The organism is Clostridium sp. FS41 (genome assembly GCF_000954015.1).
In the GTDB taxonomy this organism is placed as follows: domain Bacteria; phylum Bacillota; class Clostridia; order Lachnospirales; family Lachnospiraceae; genus Enterocloster; species Enterocloster citroniae.
Map to the genome: position 1 here is coordinate 71,137 of NZ_JYHN01000054.1, position 17,950 is coordinate 89,086.

Below are 17,950 nucleotides of genomic sequence, written 5' to 3' on the forward strand. Positions count from 1 at the left end.
TGAATATTTTATAAACTATATACACCGTATAAGGCGGGATAGGATAAATATAAAAGGACCTCCGCTTTCCCATGTCTGCGTATGGGTGCAGATATGGGAAAGCGGAGGTCCTTTGACCAAGTGGATTTCTGTTCGATTATATGTTATGGTTCAACGATCACCTTAATGGATTCTGAACTTTGCTGTGCCAGGATCGCCTGTTCCAGCTGGTCCAGCGGAAATGAATGGGTGATCAGAGGCTCCAGCTGAATGGCATTGCTGTTAATAAGGGCGACAGCGCGGCCGTGGGTATCCGGATTAATGATGGACCCCACAATGGTCAGTTCCTTTTGGAAGATCTCCTCCAGATGCATGGCGTAGGTGGAACCGGGACTGGGTACGCTGAAAAGCAGAATGACAGCCCCTTTACCCGCTGCTTTAAACGCCTGTTCCGCTGCGGCCGGTATTCCCACGCACTCGATGACAACGTCAGCTCCCGGCGTTCCCAGGATCTCTGTCAGCCGCTGTCCGATCTCCTCGTGCACCGGGTCAATGACCGCGTCCGCACCCACTTTCATTCCGATCTCACGCCTCATGGACACCGGCTCGCTTAAAACCACCTTGGAAGCGCCTGACAGTTTTGCCAGCTGAACCATTATAAGTCCGATGGCACCGCCCCCGATAACGCAGACAGTGTTGCCGGGCACCAGACCGATCCGGTCAATCCCGTGGATACAGCAGGCCAAAGGCTCTGTCATGGCGCCGTACTTTAAGGGGATTTCTTTGTCAAGCTGATAGCACTGCGTCTCCGGTACGGCACAGTACTGGGCAAAACCGCCGTCCCTGTTGACGCCCACTGCGTAGAGGCTTTCACAGACCTGTTTTTTCCCAATCTTGCAGTAATGGCATTTGCTGCAATAGCTGTTGGGATCCACAGTGACATGGTCTCCCGGCTTTACCGTGGTGACGGCGCTGCCTGTCTTTTCCACAACCCCGGCCAGTTCATGTCCAAGGATCACCGGAGGATGCACTTCGGCCGAACCTTTGCTCCCGTGATAAATATGTACGTCCGTGCCGCAGATACCGCAGGCGGCAACGCGGATCAGCACATCATGTTCCCCTGTTTCCGGTACAGGGATCTCATCCAGCCGGAACTTTTTGTCCCCTAAAAAGTAATTTCCCTTCATCCAAACATTCCTTTCCCTGTTTTCATCATAAAACAGTTTGAAAAATAACTTATACAAAAGTACTTTGCTTATCTGAATTAACAATAACACGGGAGGGATGTAATGTCAATCTCTTTTTGCGTGGGAACTGGGAGATGGGAACTGGGACATGGGAACAGGGGCGTGGGAACTGGGGCGTATTCTTGGTGTACGGGGCATCTTACTGCTTTACTTTGGGGACATTTACAGGTAAAATAAGAATGTCAACTTTTATAAAAGTGAATTGCAAAAGGAGTGTATTAAATGATGTCAGCTGAAACTTCATCGGTGACTTCCTCAGAGCTGCGTGTTACCAACCGCCGCAGGGTCCTGCGGATTGTTTATGAGCACAAAGAGATCTCCAAGCAGGATATCAGCCGTAAGCTCTCCATGAGCCTGCCCACAGTGACACAGAACCTGAAGGAATTTGAAAACCTGGGATTAATTGAACGCAGGGGGCTTTATGAATCCACCGGTGGGCGCAAGGCGCAGATATACTGCTTTGTATCGGATGCGCGTATTTCCGTTGGAGTCATCCTGCTAAAAGAATCATATGGAATTGTTATGGCGGATCTGTATGGCAAGATCTTAAAGGCGGAGGAATTTCCCATTCCCTTTGCCCGCACATCTGCGTACTTTGAGCAGCTGGGCACATCGGTCCGGGAGTTTGTCTCCCTCACGCCCTACCGGCAGGATCAGGTCCTTGGGGTGTCCATTGCCCTGCAGGGGCTTGTATCCGCTGACGGGACCGCGGTTATCTATGGAGAGATCCTGGACTGTACGGATCTGACCTTGGAGGAGATCAAAAGGCATATCCCATATCCCTGCACCATGATCCACGATACGGAAGCTTCAGCCACTGCAGAGGTCTGGGCCCAAAAGGATCTGAAGGATGCCGTGCTCCTGCTGCTGACCCGCAATTTTGGAGGAGCGCTGATCATCAACGGCCAGGTGCACCGCGGCCACGCGCTCAGCAGCAACGTCATTGAACATATGAGACTGTACCCGGGAGGACGTTCCTGCTACTGTGGAAAGAAAGGCTGTATTGAAGCCTACTGTTCCGCCTATGCACTGCAGCTTCAGGCAGGGGAAGCCCTTAAAGGGTTCTTTTCTGCCCTTCGCGCAGGCAGCAGGGAACGCGCCGTAATCTGGGACCATTACCTCCATGACCTTGCACTTGCCATCAGCAATATCCGTATGCTGCTGGACTGCGAATATGTGATCGGAGGATATTTGCAGAGATTCATGGAGGATCAGGATTTTTCCCTTCTGACCCGGTATGTCAATGAGGAATGCCCCTTTAAATCCTCCCCCGTATATCTGCGCCGCAGTGTTTTTACAGAGGATTCCGCAGCCCCTGGGGCAGCTATTTCACTGGTCAGGAAGTTTCTGGATTCATTTTGAGTTTCATTTAGCCTTAGTTTGAAGGAATATAGGCATCCAGCACCGCCTTATCCTTTCTCACCACAAGTCCGCTTCCGCCCGCGTTTTTTACATCCTCCACCATGCTTACCAGGAGCACCGGGGTTGTGAGTCCGGGATCCGTGGTATATACGGCAAACCAGCCCAGCTCTGTACCGGAGGTATCTGATTTGGACGCTTTGATCTCCGCTGTTCCCGTCTTTCCCGCCAGCTCCAGGTCAGAGCGAAAGGCGGCGCGCCCGGTGCCGTGTTCAGAGGAAACAACCTTTTTCATGCCCTCTGCAATGCGGTCTGTTATCTCCGGCGTAAATACACGGTCCAGCCATGGTTCGGCTTCCATTCCGGCTTCGTATACCAGCCGGGGCTTTATGACGGTGCCCTGATTGGGGAACATGGTATACAGGGAGGCCAGATGAATGGGATTTACCAATACCTGTCCCTGCCCGTATCCGCTGTCCGCCAGCTGGATCTCCGTCTCAATGGTTTCGGTATTGGAGTACTGGGACTTGGCCACAGCGATCTCAAAGGGAAGCTCCTGACCAAAGCCCAGCCGGTCCATAGACTTTGCAAAGGTGTCATAGCCGATATTCAGGGCCGCCTTTGCGAAATAAATGTTATCGGAAAGCACCAGGGCGTTTTCCAGGTTGGCCGGATCGGTTTCATGGAGGGTGGTAACGTAATAGCTCCCCCAGCTCCGGTCCTTCTGCCAGCTCAGGCCCTCATTCCCATAATCCTCATTTGGATCCAGGGTCTCAGAAGCCAGTCCAATGGCTGCTGTGATGGGTTTAAAGGAGGAGCCGGGGGCGAACTTCTGCCTGAAACGGTTTAACAGAGGATTGCGGGAATCCTCATTTAAGGCGGCCCATTTATCCTGGGACATCCCCAGGATAAAGTCGTTGTTATCATAGGACGGAGTGCTTACCAGGGCAAGGACTTCACCGGTCCATGGATCCATGGCCACGGTACAGCTTTTATCTGTCTCAAATGCCTGATAAATTATGCGCTGAAGATCACTGTCAATGGTCAGCGTGATATCCGTCCCATCCTGTTTGGGAATGGATGCCAGATTCCGGTTCAGGGAACCATCGGACCGTATGATGGCCACCGTACAGCCATTGGTCCCCTTTAGCTCCTTTTCAAACAATGCCTCCATTCCGCTCCGTCCGATCACGCTGTCGGTCAGATACCCCTCTCCCGGATGTTTTTCCAGATCCTCTGCAGTGACATTCTGCACATACCCCACCAGATGGGCGGCCTGCTCGCCCAGGGGATATGTGCGCACCTGGGTGTCGGTGATCATCACCCCGGGAATGGCAAGAAGTGTATCCTGAAGCCCACGGTTTTGCACATTGGATTCAGTGGGATACTGGGACTGAAGATTCAGTTCATCCACCTTTTTCAGGGTTTTAATGGGGACCAGAGAGTCATCTTTGACCCATCCGGCGCTCAGCTTTTTTTCTATGCTTTCAGTGGAAATGCCTAAAAGTTCAGACAGCCGCTCCAAATCGGAGGATGGGTCCTCCTGCATTTTACCGGGAACAAGGCCCACCAGGGAGGCGGTTCCCTTTCCTGCCAGAAGTGTTCCGTTCCTGTCGTAGATCTGTCCCCTCTCCGCCTTTTCCGTAAACACCCGCACCTTGTCCGTACTCCCGAATTCAGGAAAGATCACACGGTCACTCCAGGCCATCCGGTAAAGATTGTCCTCCCGGCTTTTCACAAAGGTTACCTGGTTGGGAAAGGAAACCGGTCCTGCAATTGTGTCCAGGCTCATCTGGTAACTGACAATTGCCACATGTTCCTTTGGCTCCTCCACTGCACTGATCTGTGACTGGATATTACCGGCCTCGATGCCTTCATATATGTTTTTGTTGCGGATGACAAAATCCTCCAGGCTGATCTCCTGCCTGCTCTGCTCATCCAGCATATCGTACATATCTTCGTATCTGCCATGGGCCAGGTAGGAGGTGTATTGGGCAAACAACTCATCCGGGGCAGGAATTTCCGCCTTTTTCAGGCCCTGTATATAGTAATAGGAACCACCGGCCAAACCGGCGGCAACAGCCAGGACAGCTATGACAATGGCTGCTGCCCTGCCCTTGTTCTTTCTCTTTCTTCTGCTTCGCATACGATACCTCAATTCCTGTCCCTTTTTGATTTTATTTTATCATTTGTTAAAAAATACCGGACAACGATCACTCCCAATATTGCGGTGATCCCTATAAACACATACACCATGCCCATCTCTGCAGTCCCCTTGCTGCTGCTCCAGCTGTCATTGACAAGATCATCCGTGTACTGGCCGGTGACGTCCCCGCCATCCGTATCCAGAAGGCGGATGGTGTTCACTGAGATCCGGACAGGGTCCTTCCCTGCAAGCCCCAGCTGTTCCAGCAGTTCCTTCCTGTCCAGCAGCCAGAGGAAATCCCCCTGTTCCACCGGATAGGTCATACTGGCTGTAACGGTGTCCTGGATCCCGTCCTCCGCGATCCCTGCCCCATATTCCACTTGGAATGAATCAATGGTTTCACAGCCGTCCCCGGCCAGTATCACAGGACTCCAGTCCGTTCCTTTCACCCACAGGGTTTCACTGTACACACCGGAGGTAAAAGGAAAAGGCGTTATGCTTGCGTTCACAGGCCTGTATTTGCCGTTTATCCCCTTTTGAAGGTGCAGGATCCCGTGTACATTGTCCCTGTTTTTTGCGGCATAGAAAATAAACAGCCGGTTGTTGGCAGTCTGCCAGGCGATCACCTGAAGGGGATCATCAGGGCCGACCTTCCCGGTTTGGGAATCAGTACCGGGGATGTAATCCTGTAGGGCCGACAGCCTGCCCTCCTCTGTATTCGTATAATGGAATTCCGTGTCATATAAGTTCCATATGACAAAAAGCGCAGCCAGGGCAATGAGGGCCGCGGCTATGAGACGCGAGCGTTTTATCTGTCTGAGGGATTGCAATTCCTGTTCCTCCTTTGGGGTGGTTTTTTCGGTCAAGAAGGCAAGCCGCCTTGAACTGTTACAATTATACTATATTTACAGAGGCCAAGCTTTAAGTTTTTATTGAGATTTCTGCATGGTAGTTTTACAATTCAGGAACGAAAGGGACTACAGTTCCCGGTTGTCCACAATGAGCATATTCAGCTTTTGCCATTTCTGAAGTTCCTTTTTGGTGATCAGAAGCTGCTGCTTAAAATTCTCCGTGTGTTCCTGGGGCGTCAGGGTCACAAGGCACTTAAAGGCGCAGGGCATCAGGTCCGCGCTGGATATACCGCACAGCAGCCCCACGGTGGAATCCCTGATCTCCAATGGGTTGAATATATAAAGCAGGTCCTCCTCCAGGGCATTGCACTGGTTTACAAAGGAGAACCGGATGAGCATATCACTGTAAACCACCTTTCCGGTGTAATAGATCTCACTGCTCCTTCCGGCAGGGGTTACAGCGCTGATGGACAAGGTGGCCTCATAGTTGCCCGGGGCATTTTCCCTTTCATATATATCAATGATCCCATCCTTCAGACGTTTGTACCTGCCGTCATAAAAATAAAAATACAGCCGCTTCGCCTGAAAAAAGGGACTTTTAGCAGGGATATGAAATGCTGTCTCCGCTGTTTTGGGAAGAGCGGGCTGGATATCCATCAGCTGCCCGGGGCTGAGCATCAGCACCCGAGCTATCTCACACAGGGTCTCAACATCCAGTGTGATCTCCCCGTTTTCGTATTTGCTCACACTTGCACGGCTTTTGTGGATCATGTCCGCCAGCTGCTGCAGGGTCAGTCCCCGGGCCTTCCGGTACATGCGTATCCTGTCGCCTATATGCAAACTGATCTTGTTCATAGTACCTCCTGTGATCTCCTAAAAGTTTCTTTAAAATACACACTTTTGTATATTTTACATATCCAATACAATATCATACATCATCTTTCATTAAAATTCTACTAAGAATAAACTTTTTGCCTGAAAAGTTTATTTTAGCGAAACATTCTTCTGTTTGATTTATGGGACATTTCTGATAGACTATAGCATGTTTGAATTTTATAACATATGAAAAATGGGGGAGTTTTATGGACACCAAAAAGAAAAGCAGTTTCAGCGGTTCGATCGGATTTGTATTATCTGCGGCAGGAAGTGCGGTGGGCGTTGGAAATATATGGCGCTTTCCTTACCTGGCCGCAAAGGACGGGGGCGGGCTGTTCCTTATCATATATTTTGTGCTGGTACTGACCTTTGGATTTACCCTTCTTACCACAGATGTGGCCATTGGAAGAAAGACAAAGCAGAATGCCCTCAAGGCATTTGGCACCATCAACAAAAAATGGAACTTCCTGGGATATCTTACCTTTCTTGTGCCGGCACTGATTATGACCTACTATTCCGTGATTGGTGGGTGGGTCACAAAGTATATTGTGGCTTATCTCACTGCCAGCGGTTCAGAAGCGGCACAGGACGGTTATTTTACTTCCTTTATCACGTCCAAGGCATCACCGGTGGTTTTTATGCTGATCTTTTTGGCAGCCACTGCCTTTATCGTGTACCGGGGCGTGGAAAAAGGAATTGAACAGTTTTCCAGGATCATCATGCCTGGACTGATCTTCATGATCATGGGCATTGCGTTTTTCTCCCTTACCCTTAAATATACGGATGGAAACGGAGTCACACGTACGGGTCTTCAGGGGCTGGGGGTGTATATCATCCCCAATCTGGAAGGGATCACTTTTAAGCGTTTCCTGGAGATCCTTCTGGATGCCATGAGCCAGCTGTTCTTTTCATTGAGTGTTTCCATGGGCATCATGATCACATATGGCTCCTATGTGAAAAAAGAGGTTAATCTGAACCGTTCCCTAAGCCAGATTGAATTCTTCGACACAGGAGTTGCGTTCCTGGCAGGACTTATGATCATTCCAGCCGTGTTCGTGTTCTCCGGCACCGAAGGCATGGCTTCCGGCCCCAGTCTGATGTTTGTTTCTCTTCCAAAGGTCTTTGACGCCATGGGAAAGGCCGGTTCCCTGATCGGTCTTGTGTTCTTTATCATGGTGGCATTTGCCGCCCTGACCTCCTGTATCTCCATAATGGAGACATTGGTTGCCAACTGCATGGAACTGTTTCACAGATCCCGCCGGCAGATGAGCCTGATCATCGGCATCCTGTTCGCGGGCGCTGCCGCGGTCATCTGTATGGGATACAATGTATTTTACTTTGAAATGCCTCTGCCAAACGGCCAGACCGCCCAGCTGCTGGATCTGATGGACTATATCAGCAACAGCTTCCTGATGCCCTTTATCTCACTTTTGACCTGCATCTTTGTGGGCTGGATCATTAAACCATCCTGGATCAATGAGGAGATGGAAGTAAATGGAAATGTTTTTAAGCGCAAGAAAATGTACGCATTTATGATACGCTATGTGACACCTGTCATGATGACGGTATTGTTTTTACAGTCAGCCGGTATCTTTACCGTAATCCGCGGCTGGTTTGGATGAGAACGGATTGTTTGCGGGTCTATCTTTTACCGGATCCGGCGTTTACCGGATCCTTCCCATATGGGGGAAGTACCGGATTAAGACCTTTTCCTTGATCTCATCTTCCGTCACATAGGGATCCGCCCACCCCCGAGCGTCAATGGAATGATTCCTGTAAGCGCTGGAAACACGTTTGACTTCATCTTTGCCGCTTGTGTTATAATAACCGGCGGAGATGGAGACACTTACGTTATATGATAGGATCCACCAGCACAAAGAAAGCGGGGAATGGTCAATGAATGTACCAAAAGAAATATATTATGCAGGAGGATGCTTCTGGGGTGTGGAGGAATATTTTTCCAGGGTTCCAGGTGTCCTTAATACAATCTCCGGCTATGCCAATGGGAATACGAAGGATCCCACCTATGAAGATGTGTGTTCCGGCAGGACGGGATTTGCGGAAACAGTCCATGTGGTGTATGACCCTGCAGTGGTCACACTGCGTATACTGACACAGTTGTTTTTTAAGATCATTGACCCTGTAAGTGTGGACAGGCAGGGAAATGACAGGGGAACCCAGTACAGGACAGGCATCTATTATACGGACGAGGAGGACATGTCGGAAATCCTGACCGTCATAGCCGCGGTGCAGAAGGATTATGAAAAACCCCTGGCAGTGGAGTTTGAAACTCTTAAAAGCTTTTATCCCGCGGAGGATGATCACCAGGACTACCTCAAGGCCCACCCCAACGGCTACTGCCATATTGATTTCAGCAGCCTTGACCGCCTAAAGGTGCGCCGGGACGGTACAGTGGGCATTCGCACAGATGTAAATGACCTGAAACAAAAATTGACCCGGGAACAGTATGATGTGACCCAGAATTCAGCCACAGAGCGTCCCTTTTCCGGTCAATATTGGGAAACCAGGGAGCCGGGCATCTACGTGGACGTAGTGACCGGAGAGCCGCTCTTTGTTTCCGATGACAAGTTTGACTCAGGCTGCGGCTGGCCCAGCTTTACAAGGCCCATCCATCCCGGGGCGGTTACGGAACACCATGATGACAGCCATGGAATGACCCGTGTGGAGATCCGAAGCCGTGAAGGCGGTTCCCACCTGGGCCATGTGTTTTCCGATGGTCCCATTGAATCGGGAGGACTGCGATACTGCATCAACAGCGCCTCCCTTTGTTTTATTCCCTTAAGCCGGATGGAGGCAGAGGGGTATGGGGCTTACAGAGACCTGATCACTTCCTCCTGATGAACTTCATGCCTTCGTAAATGCGCACCGGATTTCCACGTTCCAGGCGGGTGTGTTCCAGCCACGCCAGTTCCTTTTCCTTCTGCCTGTTTTCCAGGTTCTTTTCTGAAAGGATATCACACAGGCGGTTTATGGCCAGCTTTTTATTCATGTGCTGGCTCCGGGCCTCTGTGGACACAACCGATATCCCGGTGGGGATATGGATAACGCGCACCCCTGTCTCCACCTTATTCACATGCTGTCCGCCCTTTCCTCCGCTGCGGAAGGTTTCAAAGCAAAGCTGCATATCCTCTGCCACATCCGGCAGCTGTTCCAGCATGCTCACGTCAATATACCAATTCTTCCGCTTGTGCTCGGGGCGGAATGGGCTTTTGCATACCCAAAGTACGCTGCCCTCCAACTCCCGCACATCTTCTTCTGTCTCGAACAGAATGGAAGAATACCCACCTGCATTGCGTCCCCGGACACTTTGGATCAGGCGGATATCCGTTCTCTCCCTTTGAAGCTGTTTGAACAATAATCCCACTGCAAGCTCACATTCCGCCGGGCCCTGCCCGGAACTGATCTGTACTCTCATACCCTCACCTACCCTTTAAATGTGATCAGGGGACGCAGTGTGGCTGCCACATGGATCAGTCCGTATTCCTGCAGTGATCCGATCACCTGTTCCACGTTCTTATACGCCTCGGGCGCCTCTGCAAACAATAGATTGGTGTCATGGCACACCACCTGGCTTTTATACTTTGTGCTTCGTATAGAATTGCGGTCATACATTCGGTCAATCCTGCTTTTGCAGATACTGCGTGCCCATTTGCGCCCTGCTCCATGGGAAAGGGAGTTCAGGGATAGGCCTGTGTCCTTTCCGGGTACACACACGTAGGTCAGGCTTCCCCTGGAACCTGGAATAACCACGGCCCGGTGTCCGGCTGATACGCTGCCCTTCCTGTGAAGCCATCCCTCTTTGGTCTGCTCCACATAATTGTGGCAGCTGTCCATTAACAGTTTTACCTGGCTGTCCACACCCAGATGATCCAAAAGCTTGGCCGCTACCGCCAGCCGGTTGCGCTCTGCCCATAAAAGAGCGTTGTTATGTTCCGCCAGATAGGCTTCCGCCTCCGGGGTCCCATCCTCCAGCCCTTCTGGTGAATAAAAGCGTGAAAGGATATCCTGTCCATAGCCCCTGGAACCGGAATGGATGAGGAGAAGGACTTTTCCGTCCATAAGTCCCAGTTTACCTGCTGCAGTTTCGTCATACACCTGGTCCAGGCACTGGAATTCAGCAAAATGATTGCCTGTGCCAATGGTCCCGAAATCCCGGAAGGGGCATTTTTCCTCATAGGGAATATCACAGGGGATGTCTCCCAACTCCCGTATGGAGTTTAAACGTGTTACCCACTTATCCATTCTGAATTTCTTTTGTCTGACCTCCGACTGAAAAAGGCTCATTCCACAGCCAATATCATTCCCGATCAGATGGGGATAAAATCTTCCCTGGCTGAGTACAGCCATTCCAACCGGTATCTTGCCGGGATGCAGGTCAGGCAGCCCCACTGCCTTTATAACACCGGGCAGCCTGCCCACGCCGCAGAGCTGGTCCTTGGCCGCCTGCTCCACCCAGTTCTTCTCACTGCTGATCAATATACAATTTTCCTGATTCAAATCTTAATTCTCCTTCATAAGCTGACAGGTAAAAAAGGGTACAAAAAAACACGACAACAAGCCGTGCGTAAAAAAACATATGGTACGCCAGTCCCTGTCTGATCTACACTGTTATCTTGTTTTCACCTGATTCATCTGATTTGCCAACATAACAACCACTCCTTTGCTTATGAAGATCATAAATCTTCTTGATTCTAAAATTTACTATAATGGGAAATATGGAAAATGTCAACTATTTTGTTTCAAAATAGCGATAAGTTAAGGTATCAAAAACCGTAATACGGCGGTATCCAGTCAAAGACGGCATGGATCCGCCCCTTCTGCTGTCGTACATATACCGCCGTTAAGGCCGTTCGTTTACTTACGGTTGCTAAAATACTTGATCAGTTCAATGATGATCACTACGGTAAGTACGGTAATGACTGTATTGACCGGATTCTCAAATAGCTTTGAAAAAAATTCACCTGCGTTCATGATCCGTTTCTCCATTTGTTTGATGTATCTTATTATAATATAAAAATATCTGTAAGGCAAGGCCGCGGGCCTGTCAATGGTTTAGGTTCCCTGTAACCCGGATACCGGTTTCCCCTCCCGGATTACCAGCGGGATCTCCTCTACCCCCGTCAGCCCCTGGCGTCCCACGGTTATCTGTAAGATCATGGTTTCATCCGTTCCCGGCGGAATCTGTTTGTCAAACACGAAATTTCCCAGACTGTAATAAATATACCTGTCCTTATAGATTTCCGGCTCCTGCAACACATGGGGATGGGCGCCCACTACAAAGTCCGCCCCAAGGTCAATGGCCTTCTTGGCAATCCGTTCCTGCATATCGCTTTTATACCGCTGGTATTCAATCCCCCAGTGAAAATACACGATTAAAAAATCACATTGGACAGCGGCGATATCTTCTTCCAGCCCGGAAAAATCCATGGTACTGATATATTGGACCGTGGGTTTTTCCTCGTGAAAGAAAAAACCTTCCGGGGGAAGGGCGCTGTAGGCCAGAACACCTACCCGGATCCCGTTTTTTTCAAAAATATAAGGCTGTTTCAGGGAAGCATTTTCCGATGCTCCCACATAGGCCAGGCCGCTGTCATCCAGATACTTCATGGTGTCATGAAGCCCGGCGCTCATGTAGTCCATGGAATGGTTGTTAGCCAGATTTATACAGTCGAATCCGGCCTGTTTTAAAGAAGCGGCATTTTCCCGGTCCGCCCTGAACAGGAAACGCCGGGCCTTGTTGGCTGCATTTTCATTCTCTGTAATGGGACACTCCAGGTTTGCGATGGTCAGGTCATCCTTCAAAAACCACTGGCGTACATCTCCATAGGGATAGTCATAGCCGTATTCATCCAGGTATTTCTGTACGCCCCTGGAAAGCATGATATCCCCCACAATAGAAATGGTGACCTCATCCGGTTCCGCCTTAAACCGGATGAAGGCTCCCATTCCCATGATTAGGGCAAACAGTGTGAAATATAAACGTCTGCGCTTTAACATCCCGTGGAATACGGTTCATCCGGCACGGGAACTTCCCCGCCGGAAGTCTTATCCATAAATGAATCCGTAAAAGGCGGTCTCTGGGGCGGATTTTGTTTGAGCTGTTCCTGCCATTCTTCATCGGTCAGCCGTTCCCCGGACACGAACTCATAATAATCAAACACAGCTCCCCTGGTAAGATAAATTTTCCCATACTGCGACACAGCCACATAAATCTCAGCCGCAGTTCCCACACCTGCCTCAAGATAGGCGCTGTCACTGGTATGGACATCAGCGATCACGGCCATATGTTTGTCCGTGTCCGACTCCACCAGATACCAGTCGCTGGCCTCTGCTATGGAACTGCTGAGATACTCCAGCGTGCCGCCGTAGGTCAGCAGGGAATAGTGTTCTTCCAGGCTCAGGTCCTCACCGTTCAGTTCCTTCCAGGCACAAGTTTTAAGGAAATCCAGCATATCCTCAAAGTCCAGCATTTTATACTTCATGCTGTCGCTTAGAAGTCCCCTGTCGGACAGATTTTCCCTTGTAACTGTTGTAAGCCAAAGGAGGCGGTTGAAAAATTCAGGATTCGGTTCCACATATCCCAGTATCTCCGGCGGTTCGTCACCACCGCACTCTGTTCCCGACTGTTTTCCGTAAAGTATGGTATCGTGACGTATTTCCGCCCAGCTTCCAAGGGCGGTGGACAGGGATTTGTCCTCCCAGGCTGTATTTCTCATAAACAAGGGGTAGCCGCTGTCCACTCTGGATGTCAGGCTTTTCAGACAGTACAGCCAGCCGTTGTAAAGATTGCCGGTCTGTTCCTCCACGGTCTGGGAACGGAATTGGTCCGCCAACTTACGGAAATTTTCCTCGTATTTGTCCCACTGCTGTTTCGGCTGGTAGATTTCATCCAGTATCTCCTCAGCACGCTCCGAGCCGAATACGGCAAATACATCCATTCCACATGGGAAGGGACGTTTGTATGGTTCTGTCAGCTCTTGCAGGATTTCCGAATCAGGAATATACCTCTGCCCCATAAAACGCATCTGGGGCTGGGTGACGATCCCCTCCATCTTCCATAAGATATCCGCATTTCTCATCTGCTCCACTTCGCGGTAAAAATCCTCCAGCTTATTGGGGATTTGATTCATATCAGGTTCATTTGTATAGACTGTTTGGACTGCCTGGGCAACTTCATAAGGGGTTATGTCATCGGATTCTCCTGCAAAAAAGCTGGTGGTGCTGTAGATATTTTCCCACAGCTTCACACCGCTGTCGGCAGGTGCTTTGCACAGAGCCATCACGGTCACAATGGCCCTTATGGCGGATTCCTCATCCCTCTGCCCTTTTTCATCATAGAACGGCATGGGTACAATGCCGTACCAGCTCATGGCCCGGAAGTATTTCCCCAATTCATCGCTTCTGGTATAGTGCCCCCTTATCTTAAAAAGGGAATATTCAATATCAAAGCCGAACATGGGGGAGGCAGCTTTCCCGGACGCGGCCTGGACCAGATCATATTCCTGTCTTGCAAGATCTGCGGCCTCTGCCGGAAAATCCTCCGGCAGCTCTTGACCAAGAGCCAGGCCGGCTACTCCGAAATATCCCAGCATTTTGCGGATACTATCCTTTACCTCTATATTATCCGCATCCTGGTATTCGTTTGTCAGCTCCCTTATCATGCTTTCGTTAAGCCGGTTCAGGTCGTCACACAAAAATTCGGTTTCCAGATTACGCAGCGAGTAGTCATAGAAGATGTGATAGAGCTGTAAAACGGAATCCGCGGTCACAAAACCGGGGATTTTTTTGTAGGTATTATCCTCATAGATGTAGAACAGCTGCTGAGAATCCGTGGGTGTTACCACAAAACCATTCTTTGAAATCATTGCCCTCTGCTCCTGGGTCAGATTGGAAAACTGGTCCATGTTCTCAATATTGGACAGATCGGCATTAAGTGAGTAGGCGGGAACCTTGGCCTCAATGGTTAAAGGTTTATATTCCTCACTGGAAATATGAAAGCCGGGTTTGAAATCCAGATTCATTTTCACTTGCCGGGAGCCCTTGGGCTGGGGATCGGGGGCAGAGGGTATGTCCGCATTTCCATCCTTTTCAGGAAGGCTCTCTTCCACCACAGAAGGTTCCGGTTCTTTGTTCAGCCGCTCACTGGTTTCATGAGCTGCACAGGCGCCTACAGATATCAGTATCATTCCAATGCTCAGCACCAATAAAGCTTTTTTATTCATCCTCTCATCTCCTCTCACTCCTGGGTTAATATAAGTGTTTCATTTTCCAGCCGGAGCATATAGCTCTCCCCTGCTATTGCTACGGATATGTTTTTCTCTTTATGGTTTATATGATTTGAAAAAAACGCTTCTTCCTTTACTTCATCCGAAACCGCTGTTACCTCAAAACCAAACCCCTTCCAGTCGTACGCTGCAAATAAGATATCCCCTTGCTCCGTCCTCTCTATGGAGATGATCTCATCCGCTCCATCCCCATCCATGTCATGGAGTATGTATTGGTCAAAGGGCCTTGAAAGCCGGGAACCCAGCCAGACCGGCTCCAAACCGCCGTCCGCAAGATCATAGAAAAAAGGCCGTTTTGCCGGGACCGGATGGAATTTTGTAGTTTTATAGACGCAGACGGCAATCTCCACCACGCCGTCACCATTGATATCCCCAGCCTGTATCTTCATGGGCTTAATATCGGAGAGGTCAAATGACAGATCCGGTTCTCCCTTTACGACTGGTTTATGATCTGTGATCTCAAAATCGGAATATATTTTTATTTGATCACCGTATGCTTCGCCTGTATCCAGGACCATATTTGGATCATTGCCGACCACAACCAGAAGCTCTTCAAGTGAATCATTGTCCATATCCGCAACAAACCATGAAATAATATTGGTTTCCGCCGTGTGATCAACGGCAGCCATCATGGCTGCGGCCCCTATGGTGACTGCGGCCGCTGGTAATAACGCGGCCAGACACAGGGCCGCTGTCAATTTGGGCTTCATATAGCAGTTCCTCTCTCCATCGCGTTTTACTGCGGGGTCAGTGTGTTCCATACGGTCTGCCTGATCCATCCGCTCCAAACATATCCTCAAATGCCCGCAGACACTCTCCCTTTTTAGAGCGGTCCATAACTGCAAACACCACACTGTCAAAGGTATCTGCAAAATATTCTATAAGCAGTTCTTTCCACCAGCAGGCTATTTTGTGCGGATCATTGCGGAATACGCCGCACCCGTAAGCCCCAAGAATGAGATGACGGTGGTCCATCTGCACGAACAGGGCCAGGGCCAGTTTCATCCGTTCATACATGGCGGTTTCCCCTTTATGTATATCTTCTCCCTTTTGCATTACCTGTCCCATGTTGACAGCCGGCAGTGTGAGCACGGAAGCTGTCACAGGCTCCTCCAACAGTTCAAACCGGCCATCGCGGAAAAACACCACTTCAGGTGAATAGATGGCGTGATTGGTGTATATCATGGATGGGCAGTTCCGGTTGTTCTGATAGTATTCCGGGTGCCTGGTCAGGGTCTGGTAAAGTCCGCTGGAAGCAGCGATGCTTTCTTCCTGTGCCATTGCCCCGTTTAGGAACCCTCCTCCGGGATTCTTGGCACTGGCAAAGTTCAGTACCCCCGGGGTCACAGCCCCTTCCCGTGACAGCCGGAGAACGGCATCCACAGTGGAGCAGTTCATGGTCCTCATCACCGGTAATCTGCCGGGCGGCTCCCGCTTCACATAGGTTGCTGCAAGGGTCTCTGCCTGCTCCGGGGTGAATAGGAGGCTGTTGTCAACAGATGCCCTGTGCTGTTTTATAATATCAATTGTCGTTCCGTGGGCTTCGTAGGTTCCCCGTTTCATGATCTCCAGTGTTTCTCTGGCAATTGCTTTTCTGTCCATTTAAATCTCCTTCCATTTTTTCCTGTACAGCCTGGATGGACGGTGGCCTTCGTTCCCCGTGTAGGAATCCGTCTCCTCCACCAGGGAGGCTGCTTTTCTGCGGAACGCTGCCTTTAATAGGCGTTTCCCCAGAATCACTTCATATACCTGCTGCAGCTGTGTCAATGTAAATTCAGAGGGCATCAGGTGGAGGGCCAGTCCGCTGTACTCCACCTTTCCCCGGAGCCGTTCCAGGGCATAGGTGATGATCCTGGCATGGTCAAAGGCCAGGCCGTTGTTTTCTGTTATCCTGTAGTCAATGATGGTATCGTTCTCTGTTTTGGTAATGCATTTCTCAATGATAGAAGAAAGACAGGTACTGCCTCCGGTTAATTCCAGCTTATAATGCTGGACACGGATCACTCTGGGCGCCTCCGTATCCGCGGGAACGGGATAATCCGTATGTTCATCCATCAGATGGAAGGATATGTGGAACCAGCGGGCATTGTCCGCATCATCCCCTGCTGTTATAAAGACTTTGGAGCTGTCGATCAGCGCCATATAGGAACAGCTCATAACCCAGGTGCGGGGATCGCGCCCGGGATCACTGAAGGTATACAGCTGTTCCATATACACATGGTCCAGCCCGGTTTCTTCCCTAAGTTCCCTTCTGGCAGCCTGTTCCGTGGTCTCATCCGGCCTTACAAAGCCGCCGGGCAGGGCCCAGGAGCCCAGATAGGGATGGACCCCTCTCTGAACCAGCAGTATGCCCAGTTCCTTCTCAGGAAGCTTCCTGTAATTATCTTCTGTTTCTTCCAAAACCGTGAAAATAGCCATGTCCGCTGCCACGGAAGGCCGTTCATAGCGGCCGGGATCATAGGATTTTAAAAATTCGGCTTCCGTCAGACCGTTCCGGTCAAGTATTCCAATGTCTTTGCCCATTCCTGTCACCCCTCCTTTTCCTGTTCCATCAGGATGTCCCTGGCCTCGGTCAGGGCAAAACCCAGAAGGTTGCTGCCTTTCCACTTTACAGGGCATTTGGCATCCGGATTACTCTTTCCCATGCCAATACCCCAGATGCGGTCCCTTGGGCTGGCCTCCACCAGTATCCTGTTTTTAGTGGAACGGAGAAATTCCCACAGTTCCCGGTTCTGGGAAAATTTTGCCATGCTTGCTTTTTTCACAATATCGTAACACGAATTCTCCCATATTTCCTGATTAAAATTGCGGACGCTGCGGCCATAGGCTTTCATGGCCTTGGGATGTTTGGCGCCCAGGATCAGGGAAAGCATCTCCTTGTCATGGAACATCCTGGCCTTTTCCGCCATCATGAACTGCTCCGCGCAGGAATACGTGATTCCTTCTATCTCAAAACGTGCCATCCACCACTGGCTCAGGCAGGTCTCGGTGATCCTTCCCCTGGGATCCGGTGTATGCCCCCAGAAAAACAGGAATTTATAATGTTGGCCTTTGTTATATGCTTTTTTCAAATCTTCCAATGAGTAAACCATGTCGCTCTCCTCCTTTGGATTATGCGGGATAGATGTAATAGTAATATGGTGTTAGTAATGCGATGGTAATGATGAAATGATAGTAATAATATGT

The 17,950-nt window shown here is 50.1% G+C and carries 15 protein-coding genes; 3 read left to right on the forward strand and 12 right to left on the reverse strand.

The genetic code is table 11. The features are described 5' to 3' along the window. Nucleotides 1–143: 143 nt before the first annotated feature. Nucleotides 144–1,166, reverse strand: coding sequence for a zinc-dependent alcohol dehydrogenase family protein (locus CLFS41_RS09850; RefSeq protein WP_045092242.1), 1,023 nt, complete (start codon nt 1,164–1,166; stop codon nt 144–146). 282 nt (nt 1,167–1,448) lie between these two features. On the opposite strand from CLFS41_RS09850, the gene CLFS41_RS09855 reads away from it, so the two are divergent. Then, nucleotides 1,449–2,588: an ROK family transcriptional regulator gene (locus CLFS41_RS09855; RefSeq protein ID WP_052665692.1), complete on the forward strand. Its 1,140-nt coding sequence runs from the start codon at nt 1,449–1,451 to the stop codon at nt 2,586–2,588. 13 nt (nt 2,589–2,601) lie between these two features. Here CLFS41_RS09855 and CLFS41_RS09860 read toward each other — a convergent pair whose 3' ends face one another. From CLFS41_RS09860 to CLFS41_RS09870, 3 genes are all read right to left on the reverse strand, one after another. Then, on the reverse strand, nt 2,602–4,731 hold the full coding sequence (locus CLFS41_RS09860) for a penicillin-binding transpeptidase domain-containing protein (RefSeq protein ID WP_045092178.1): 2,130 nt from the start codon (nt 4,729–4,731) through the stop codon (nt 2,602–2,604). An 8-nt stretch (nt 4,732–4,739) separates the two neighbouring features. Further along, nucleotides 4,740–5,597, reverse strand: coding sequence for a hypothetical protein (locus CLFS41_RS28960; protein ID WP_052665693.1), 858 nt, complete (start codon nt 5,595–5,597; stop codon nt 4,740–4,742). A gap of 111 nt (nt 5,598–5,708) precedes the next feature. Beyond that, on the reverse strand, nt 5,709–6,437 hold the full coding sequence (locus CLFS41_RS09870) for a helix-turn-helix transcriptional regulator (RefSeq protein WP_045092179.1): 729 nt from the start codon (nt 6,435–6,437) through the stop codon (nt 5,709–5,711). 227 nt (nt 6,438–6,664) lie between these two features. Between CLFS41_RS09870 and CLFS41_RS09875 the strand changes: the two genes are divergently transcribed. Both CLFS41_RS09875 and msrB read left to right on the forward strand, forming a co-directional pair. Next, complete coding sequence (locus CLFS41_RS09875; RefSeq protein ID WP_045092180.1) at nt 6,665–8,080, forward strand: sodium-dependent transporter; 1,416 nt, start codon at nt 6,665–6,667, stop codon at nt 8,078–8,080. A 274-nt stretch (nt 8,081–8,354) separates the two neighbouring features. Then, complete coding sequence (gene msrB, locus CLFS41_RS09880) at nt 8,355–9,317, forward strand: peptide-methionine (R)-S-oxide reductase MsrB (protein WP_045092181.1); 963 nt, start codon at nt 8,355–8,357, stop codon at nt 9,315–9,317. Here msrB and prfH read toward each other — a convergent pair. The 8 genes from prfH to CLFS41_RS09920 all read right to left on the reverse strand — a co-directional run bounded on the left by prfH (nt 9,304) and on the right by CLFS41_RS09920 (nt 17,856). Continuing rightward, nucleotides 9,304–9,894, reverse strand: a complete 591-nt coding sequence (prfH, locus tag CLFS41_RS09885; RefSeq protein ID WP_045092182.1) for a peptide chain release factor H — start codon at nt 9,892–9,894, stop codon at nt 9,304–9,306. The genes msrB and prfH overlap by 14 nt on opposite strands. Nucleotides 9,895–9,902: 8 nt before the next feature. Continuing rightward, a complete protein-coding gene (locus tag CLFS41_RS09890) occupies nt 9,903–10,976 on the reverse strand; it encodes an RNA ligase RtcB family protein (protein ID WP_045092183.1) in 1,074 nt (357 codons plus the stop codon). A gap of 555 nt (nt 10,977–11,531) precedes the next feature. After that, a complete protein-coding gene (locus CLFS41_RS09895; protein ID WP_045092184.1) occupies nt 11,532–12,476 on the reverse strand; it encodes a CapA family protein in 945 nt (314 codons plus the stop codon). Continuing rightward, nucleotides 12,470–14,701, reverse strand: a complete 2,232-nt coding sequence (locus tag CLFS41_RS09900) for a DUF3160 domain-containing protein (RefSeq protein ID WP_045092185.1) — start codon at nt 14,699–14,701, stop codon at nt 12,470–12,472. Before CLFS41_RS09900 ends, CLFS41_RS09895 begins: the two co-directional genes overlap by 7 nt. 14 nt (nt 14,702–14,715) lie before the next feature. Further along, nucleotides 14,716–15,474: a hypothetical protein gene (locus CLFS41_RS09905; RefSeq protein WP_045092245.1), complete on the reverse strand. Its 759-nt coding sequence runs from the start codon at nt 15,472–15,474 to the stop codon at nt 14,716–14,718. 37 nt (nt 15,475–15,511) lie between these two features. Then, on the reverse strand, nt 15,512–16,366 hold the full coding sequence (locus tag CLFS41_RS09910; RefSeq protein WP_045092186.1) for a TIGR02452 family protein: 855 nt from the start codon (nt 16,364–16,366) through the stop codon (nt 15,512–15,514). Continuing rightward, a complete protein-coding gene (locus tag CLFS41_RS09915; RefSeq protein WP_045092187.1) occupies nt 16,367–17,287 on the reverse strand; it encodes an NUDIX domain-containing protein in 921 nt (306 codons plus the stop codon). A 5-nt stretch (nt 17,288–17,292) separates the two neighbouring features. Beyond that, the gene (locus CLFS41_RS09920) at nt 17,293–17,856 is read right to left on the reverse strand and encodes an NADAR family protein (RefSeq protein ID WP_007864787.1); all 564 of its coding nucleotides are present in this window, start codon (nt 17,854–17,856) and stop codon (nt 17,293–17,295) included. Between the last annotated feature and the right edge of the window lie 94 nt (nt 17,857–17,950).